This window comes from Amycolatopsis sp. NPDC005961 (genome assembly GCF_040629235.1).
Taxonomy (GTDB): Bacteria; Actinomycetota; Actinomycetes; order Mycobacteriales; family Pseudonocardiaceae; genus Amycolatopsis; species Amycolatopsis camponoti.
Genome location: NZ_JBEXVF010000042.1, coordinates 71981 through 79248 on the forward strand (window position 1 = coordinate 71981; position 7268 = coordinate 79248).

The 7268-nt window shown below is 71.5% G+C and carries 8 protein-coding genes; 3 read left to right on the forward strand and 5 right to left on the reverse strand.

Annotated elements, in window-relative coordinates; translation table 11 throughout:
• Nucleotides 1-24: 24 nt before the first annotated feature.
• Genes ABZ342_RS31185 through ABZ342_RS31200 form a run of 4 tightly spaced genes read right to left on the reverse strand, consistent with a single transcriptional unit; the run spans nucleotide 25 to nucleotide 4824 of the window.
• Entirely contained in the window at nucleotides 25-1449 is a 1425-nt protein-coding gene (locus ABZ342_RS31185; RefSeq protein ID WP_360480460.1) for an NtaA/DmoA family FMN-dependent monooxygenase, read from the reverse strand.
• A gap of 10 nt (nucleotides 1450-1459) precedes the next feature.
• Nucleotides 1460-2632, reverse strand: a complete 1173-nt coding sequence (locus ABZ342_RS31190) for an LLM class flavin-dependent oxidoreductase (protein ID WP_360480463.1) — start codon at nucleotides 2630-2632, stop codon at nucleotides 1460-1462.
• Nucleotides 2633-2650: 18 nt separating this feature from the next.
• Nucleotides 2651-3769 carry an MsnO8 family LLM class oxidoreductase gene (locus ABZ342_RS31195; protein ID WP_360480466.1) on the reverse strand — a complete coding sequence of 373 codons (1119 nt, stop codon included), beginning with the start codon at nucleotides 3767-3769 and terminating at the stop codon, nucleotides 2651-2653.
• A gap of 11 nt (nucleotides 3770-3780) precedes the next feature.
• Entirely contained in the window at nucleotides 3781-4824 is a 1044-nt protein-coding gene (locus tag ABZ342_RS31200) for an LLM class flavin-dependent oxidoreductase (protein WP_360480469.1), read from the reverse strand.
• A gap of 256 nt (nucleotides 4825-5080) precedes the next feature.
• On the opposite strand from ABZ342_RS31200, the gene ABZ342_RS31205 reads away from it, so the two are divergent.
• Nucleotides 5081-5470: a VOC family protein gene (locus ABZ342_RS31205; RefSeq protein WP_360480472.1), complete on the forward strand. Its 390-nt coding sequence runs from the start codon at nucleotides 5081-5083 to the stop codon at nucleotides 5468-5470.
• 364 nt (nucleotides 5471-5834) lie between these two features.
• Nucleotides 5835-5969, forward strand: coding sequence for a hypothetical protein (locus ABZ342_RS31210; protein WP_360480475.1), 135 nt, complete (start codon nucleotides 5835-5837; stop codon nucleotides 5967-5969).
• 79 nt (nucleotides 5970-6048) lie between these two features.
• Here ABZ342_RS31210 and ABZ342_RS31215 read toward each other — a convergent pair whose 3' ends face one another.
• Entirely contained in the window at nucleotides 6049-6942 is an 894-nt protein-coding gene (locus ABZ342_RS31215; protein ID WP_360480478.1) for an ANTAR domain-containing protein, read from the reverse strand.
• A gap of 245 nt (nucleotides 6943-7187) precedes the next feature.
• Between ABZ342_RS31215 and ABZ342_RS31220 the strand changes: the two genes are divergently transcribed.
• Nucleotides 7188-7268 (forward strand): hypothetical protein (locus tag ABZ342_RS31220; protein WP_360480491.1); only part of this gene is annotated, 81 nt, incomplete at its 3' end.

Below are 7268 nucleotides of genomic sequence, written 5' to 3' on the forward strand. Positions count from 1 at the left end.
AGGTGACGTGCTCGACGACGACCTCTATACCGCGCCAGGCCGGTTCGGAGCCGCCGGGTCGGGCGCGACCTGGCTCGTCGGCTCGGCTGCTGCCGTTGCCGCGGTGACCGCCGCCGGTCCGATCCCGAGGTGCTCGCGCAGGGTCGTGCCGGTGTACTCGGTCCGGAACACACCCCGTTCCTGGAGCAGCGGAACGACTTTCGCCGCGAACTCGTCCAGGCCGCCCGGGGTGACGTAGGGCGCGAGGATGAAGCCGTCGGCCGCGTCGGCCTGCACGAGGTCGTCGATCGTCGTGGCGACCGTCGACGGTGAGCCGACGAAGGTGTGACGGCCGGTGACCTCGATGATCAGCTCGCGGATGGACAGCTTTCCGGCCGCCGCCCGGTCGCGCCAGTCGCGGGCGGTGCCGAGCGGGTCGCGGTACTGCCGGACGCTGGCCCGGCCGGGCGCGATCGTGTCGCCGAGGTGCGGATCGACTTCGGGCAGCGGGCCATCCGGGTCGTAGGTCGACAGGTCGCGGTTCCACAGCTGTTCCAGTAGCCGGATCGCGGTCGGCCCGCTGACCTGGGCGCGACGGACCTCGTGAGCCAGTTCGGCGGCTTCGGCGTCGGTGTCGGCGAGCACGAAGGTCGCCGCGGGCAGCACGACGAGCTGGTCCGGTGACCGCCCGTGCCGGGCCAGCCGGCCTTTGACGTCGGCGTAGAACGCTTGTCCCGCTTCGAGATCGGCGTATCGGCTGAAGATCGCGTCCGCGGCCGCTGCCGCGAACTCACGCCCTTCTTCGGAGTCGCCCGCCTGGATGATCACCGGCCGCCCCTGCGGACCGCGGGGCACCGTGAACCTGCCGGAGATGGCGAACTGGGCGTCGTGGTGCTCGAACTCGCCGGCCCGGGGATCGGACAGGAAGACACCGGACTCGCGGTCCGCGACGATCTCGTCGCCCCGCCAGGAGTCGAAGAGTTTCCCGGCCGCGTCGAGGAACTGCCGGGCGCGCTCGTAGCGCTGCTCCTTCGGCAGGAACCCGCCGCGCCGGAAGTTCTCGCCGGTGAAGGCGTCCCACGACGTGACGACGTTCCACGCCGCGCGCCCGGCGGAGAGGTGGTCCAGGCTCGCGAACTGCCGGGCCACCTCGTACGGCTCGGTGAACGTCGAGTTGATCGTGCCGGCCAGCCCGAGCCGATCGGTGACCGCGGCCAACGCGGCGAGCACGGTGAAGGTGTCCGGCCGGCCGACGACGTCGAGGTCGTAGATCTCGCCGTGCTGCTCGCGCAGCCGCAACCCCTCGGCGAGGAAGAAGAAGTCGAACTTGGCGGCTTCGGCGGTCCGGGCGAGGTGGGCGAAGGAGCCGAACTCGATCTGGCTGCCGGCGTCGGGGTGGCTCCAGACCGTCGTGTTGTTCACGCCGGGGAAGGCCGCCGCCAGGTGGATCTGCTTGCGAGGCTTGGTCATCGGGGGCTCCTCAGGCGGCGTAGCGGTTCACGGGGCGGGCGAGCCCGAGCAGGCCGCGCAGGGTCGAGGCCTCGTACTCGCGGCGGAAGGCACCGCGCCGCTGCAGTTCCGGGACCAGGCCGCGAGTGATCGCGGTGAGGTCGTGCGGCACCGCGCCGGGGCGCAACCGGAAGCCGGAGAGCCCGGCCTCGTGCCAGCCGAGGAGCCGATCGGCCAGTTGCGTGGGTGTCCCCACGAAGACGTCGGCGTCGGACTGGTATTCGGCACCGGCCAGGTCGTCCAGCCGGGCTTTCCGCTCGGCCGCGTCGTCCCCGAGGAAGACGACGAGATCGGCGAAGACGTGCAGCGGGTCTTGCGTCCGCCCGGCGGTTTCCTGCTCGGCGCGGACCTCGCCGGCGATCACCTCGGCGTGCTCGCGGTCGTGCGGCGTCACGTAGACGACGTCGGCGGCGCGGGCCGCGAGGCGGTAGGGGACCGTCGCGTGCGCGAGCGCGGTCACCAACGGCTGGCCCTGCGGTGGCCGTGGCGTGATGGCCGGGCCCTTGACCGAGAACCAGCGGCCCTCGAAGTCGATGTAGTGCAGCTTGTGACGGTCGAGGAACCGGCTGGTCGCGACGTCCCGGATCACCGCGTCGTCCTCCCAGCTGTCCCAGAGCCTTCGCAGCACTTCGACGTAGTCCGCGGCTTCGTCGAAGAGGTCCACGAAGTGCGCGGGGAAGTCCCCGGGCGCGGGCAGCCGGAATTCGGGGAACTCGCGGCGGCCGAAGTGCGCGGCTTCGCTTCGGCTGCCCGACACGCGCACGCGGACCCCGGCGCGCCCGGTGCTGACGTAGTCGAGCGTGGCGATCGCCTTGCTCAGGTGGAACGGCTCGGTGTGCGTGACCACGGCGGTCGGGACCAGCCCGATGTGCCGGGTGCGCGGCGCGACGCGGGCGGCGACCAGGACCGCGTCCAGCCGGCCGCGGACTTCGCCGGTGCGCTCGTCCGGCCCGTCGAGCCGGCTGGACTGCAGGGCGAGCGAGTCTTCGATGGTCACGAAATCGAGCAGGCCTCGCTCGGCTTCGGCGACGAGGTCGGTCCAGTAGCCGGCGGTGAACAGCTCGGCGGGCCGGGCGTCCGGGTCCCGCCAGGCGGCCGGGTGCCAGCCCGCACCGTCGAGGGCGACGGCCAGGTGCAGCGTCATCGCGGTTCTCCCTTCGCGTCAGCGGTTCCAGTGTTCGGCGAGCAGTTCGTAGGACCGCACCCGGTCGGCGTGGTCGTGGGTGATGGTCGTGATGACGAGTTCGTCCGCGCCGGTCGCTTCCTGCAACTGCCGGAGCCGGGCGGTGACCGTGGCGGGGGAGCCGGCGAACTGGGTGTCGACGCGATCGGCGACCAGTGCCCGGTCTTCGTCCGTCCATTCGTGCGCGGCGGCTTCTTCCGGCGTGGGGAAGGGGATCGCGCCCTCGGCGCGGCGGATGCTGCGCACCCACGAGCCGTAGCCGGACGCCAGTTTCCGGGCCGTGGCGTCGTCTTCGGCGACGACGACGTCGGCCGACACAGCGACGTACGGCTTCGGAAGCGCGTCCGACGGCTGGAACGCCGCCCGGTACGCGTCGACGGCTTCGAGCACGCTCGACGGGCTGACGTGGTAGTTCGCGGCGAACCGCAGGGAGTTGCGCCCGGCCACGGACGCGCTCTGCCCGCCGCTGCTGCCGAGGATCCAGATCTGCGGCCGCGTGCCTTCGCCGGGCACGGCGTGGGCCTCGACTCCGTCGGCGGAGCGGTAGGTGCCGTGGAGCAGGGCGAGGATGTCGTCGACCTGCTCGCCGTAGTCGGGGGACTCGGCGCCGGGCTGCTGCAGGAGCCCGAACGTCAGCCCGAGGCGGGATGAGCGTGCCAGGCCGCTGAAGTCGGGTTTCGGCGGGATCAGCAGGCCGTCGACCGTCTGGGCGGGCACCGCCGGCCGCGCGGCCGCCGCGGCGTATTCGCGGACGAGTTGCTTGCCGCTGCGGCCGAGTCCGAGGTCGAGCCGTCCGGGGTGCAACGCGTCGATGAGGCCGAACTCCTCGACGGTGGCCAGCGGGGTGCGGTGCGCGAGCTGGACGCCGGCGGACCCGAGCCGGATCCGTTCGGTGGCGCCCGCGACGAGAGCGATGAGGATCGGTGGGGACGCGCCGGCGACGCCCGGGTTGAGGTGGTGCTCGGCGAACCAGTAGCGCCGGTAGCCGAAGCGTTCGGCCTGCTGCGCGAGATCGACGGTGTTGCGGACGGCGTCGGCGGCGGTGGCGCCGGAGCTGATCGGGACGAGGTCGAGGACGGACAACGGGACTTCGGGCATGAGCGGTCCTTTCAGGCGGGCCATGGCGGAGCGGGGATCTCGCGGCGCAGCGCGGGCGCGACGTCGGACTGGAACAGCTCGAGCGCGTCCCGGTGCTGCCGGGCGGTGAGCCCGTCGCGGTCGGCGTGCAGGTGCATGACCTGGTGCCCGAGTTCCTTGTGGTAGCGCAGTACCTTGTCGACGACCTGCGCCGGGCTCCCGATCAGCGCGGAGCTGCGCCCGACGAAGTCGTCCAGGGTCCGGAAGACCGGCTCCAGCCCGAGCCGCGTCTGCATGGCCAGCCGGCTTTCGAAGATCGGCCGGTAGGTCTCGAGCGCCTCCTGCGTGGTGCGGGCGACGTGGAAGCCAGCGGTGCCCGCTCCGACGAGCGCAGCGGCGGGGTCGTGGCCGTGGTGGGCCCACCTCTCGCGGTAGTGCCGGACCAGCTCGGCGTACGGCTCGACGGGGTTGGTGACGTTGGCCGAGAACAGCGGGTCGCCCCACTTCGCGGCGAGTTCGACGGAGTCGCGGCTGGTCGCGCTGCCGTGCCACACGCGGATCGGGTGCTGTAGCGGCCGCGGCCAGACCTCGGCGTCGGTCAGCGACGGCCGGAAGCGTCCGGACCAGGTGACCTTGTCCTCGCGCCACAGCCGCCGGAACAGCTCGTAACCTTCGGCGTTGCGGTCCCACTGGTCGTCCGGGGTGACGTGGAACAGCTCGCGCTGGGCGGCGCCGTTCCCCTTGCCGATGATCAGCTCCAGGCGGCCGCCGGAGAGGTTGTCGAGGGTCGAGTAGTCCTCGAACGCGCGCACCGGGTCGAGCAGGCTGAGCGTGGTGACGGCGGTGAACAGCCGGATCCGGGACGTCCGTGCGGCGATGTGGCTCAGGACCACGGGCGGCGACGACGAGATGAACGGCCGCTCGTGCCGCTCGCCGACCGCATAGCCGTCGAAGCCCAGCTCTTCGGCGAGTTCGGCGTTCGCCACCACCTCCCGGAGCCGCTCGTGGGTGGGCGCCAGGCTGCCGGTGACCGCGTCGGGGACGTGGGTGATGAGGGTGATGAGCAAGAACTTCACGCGTTCTCCACTTCACGGGCTCGGTACCCCACAGCTAGCCCGAGCCGAGGCCGCACCGCACTTGTGTTCACGATGTGGGCGCGGTCCGGGAGCGGCGAACGTGACGATCGCGGTGAGGAAGGCGTCCTGGTGGCGGGCGAAGTCGGGCCGGACCGGTTCGGGGGCGGCGGGGAGCTCCCGCGCGTCGGGCAGCACCCGGAGCAGGGTGATCCGTTCGCGAATGGATCCGGTGACTCTCGTGCAATAGCGTAACGGCGTGGCGAATTTCGAAGCTGTCCAAGTGAACCTGTGGTGCGATGACGTGGAGCGCTGCGCCGCGTTCTTCCGGAGCCTCGGGATGCCCGAGAAGTTCCGCTTCCCTTCGCACGGCGAGCCGCACCAGATCGAAGTGGAGGCCGCGGGCGTGCGGATCGGGTTCAGCTCGGCCCGCGTCGGCAGTGAGTTCTTCGGCATCGCAACGACTCCCGGGGAGAACACGGAGGTCGTGTTGTGGTGCGACGACGTCGACGACCTGCATCGGAGGGCGCTCGACGCGGGAGGCTCACCCGTGAAGAGCCCGACCGACTCGCCGGACGGGCGGCTGCGGTACTCCTGGGTGCGCGACCCCGAAGGCCACCGTGTGAAGTTCGTGCAGGAACGCGGCTGAGCCGCACCTCCGCGGGCACGCGGATCGCCCTGGGGCGCCGGTGGTCACCCGGACCGGCCGAAGAGCCGGTGCGTGCCCGCCTGCATGCGCCAGGCGTCCTCGAGGGAACCCGCGTCGACCGGGGCGAACCCGGTGTCGTCGACCAGGCCCATTACGAGCCGCTCGGCGGTCGGGTCGGTTCCGGCGAGCCGGTCGGCGGCGCGGACCGGCCGGCCCTTGTCCGCGAGTGTCGCCTGGACGAGCGCGTTCCAGGCACGATGGCCACAGGCGGTCGCCTCCGGTCGGCTGCCGTCGTCCGTGCGGGTTCCCGGCGCGCAGCTCGGGAAACGCCCACCGTGAGCACGGCTCGGTACGGCGCGTGGGCGTGAGCCGGCACGACGACGGCAAGCTCGTGTGGGCGTGCCTCGGGTACGAGGAGGCGGTGGTGCTCGACAAGCGATCGGCCGCGCCGGTGATTCCGGATCCGCTGGGAACCGCGGCGGCCATCCTGCCGCCGTGAGCCCGGTTTCCCGAGCTGGTTTCCCGTCGTCGACGCGGCAGACGGTTGAGCAACGCCCGACCGGGTGTGGTGAGTGCGCCTACGCCGGCGGCGGACCGAGGCCGGTGTGCCGGCCGGCGAGGGCGCCGGCGATTTCGGCCAGCTTCACGTTGAGCTCCTGGGAAGTGCGGCGCAGCAGGGCGAACGCTTCGTCGGCGGTCAGTCCCTGGCGGGTCATGAGGATTCCCTTGGCTTGGCCGATGACGTCGCGGGAGTCGATCGCGTGCTGCAACTGGGCGGCGTGCAACGCGGCAACCTCGCCGGCATGGCTGCGAGCCAGGGCGAGTGAGGCGTGGGTGGCCAGCAGGAGCGCGCGATGACGGTCGTCTTCGGTGATCGCGCCGCGGTGGCTGTAGATGTTGAGTGCGCCGCGAACCGAGACCTGGCCGCCGGCGGGTTGCAGCGCGGTGGACAGCACCGATCCGAGCCCGTTGCGGACCGCGGTGGCGGCGAACTGGGGCCACGCGGACGCGGTGGTGAGGTCTTGATCGAGAGCGTAGCCGGGCCCATCGGCGCCGGCGACGTCCACGCACGGCCCGGCGTCGGTCGCGTACTGGACCTGGTCGAGTTCGGTGGCGACGTAGTCGGTTTGAATCGGCGTGAAGAACCGGCCGGCCGGGTCGCACAGCGTGACGCTGGCCATTTTCGTGTGTGGGATGACGACGATCGACGCCGCCGTGATCTGTCGCAATGTTTGCTCGACGGTCGTGGCGTCGAGCAGAACCCGGGTCAGCGCGGAGAGCTGGTCACCCAGGTGGGTGGATTCGTCATACCGAGCCTCGTTCGCCACGGCAACGTCGACCGTCTCGTAGGCCGGTAGCTCGGCGGCGGTGATCGCGACCCGCAACGCTGTCGTGATTGCCGCGTCCGGGCCGAGTACCGCGACCGACAAGACGCCCCGAACTGCGTGATGATGCACGAAATCGTGCATCATCCGAGCACCCGCCGCGGGCAAGTCGCTCGTTTTCCGCAGGTCCAAGACGATGCAAGCCGCGGCCGGCACAGTGCTGGTGACGTCGGCGAGTTTCCCCTGGTCGCCGGCACCGCATCTCCTGCCAGCGTGCCGCTGATACGCAGCACCAGCGTGGAATCCACGTTTTGCGGCCTGATGGCTACCTCGTCCTGCGGCATTGCCGTCCGTCCGTAGCCGGCACGGGCGGAGGGCCCGCGAACTCTTCGGTGCCCGTCGGCTCCGGCGGCGGGCGGGACGTGTGGATCTGCCCCTACCCGAACGGGCACGTCCAGGCCGTCGGGACCGAC

Bases quoted from the DNA above. Each gene is read 5' to 3' on its own strand.
- ABZ342_RS31185 (WP_360480460.1), bottom strand. From the start codon at position 1,449: ATGACCAAGCCTCGCAAGCAGATCCACCTGGCGGCGGCCTTCCCCGGC.
- ABZ342_RS31190 (WP_360480463.1), bottom strand. From the start codon at position 2,632: ATGACGCTGCACCTGGCCGTCGCCCTCGACGGTGCGGGCTGGCACCCG.
- ABZ342_RS31195 (WP_360480466.1), bottom strand. From the start codon at position 3,769: ATGCCCGAAGTCCCGTTGTCCGTCCTCGACCTCGTCCCGATCAGCTCC.
- ABZ342_RS31215 (WP_360480478.1), bottom strand. From the start codon at position 6,942: ATGATGCACGATTTCGTGCATCATCACGCAGTTCGGGGCGTCTTGTCG.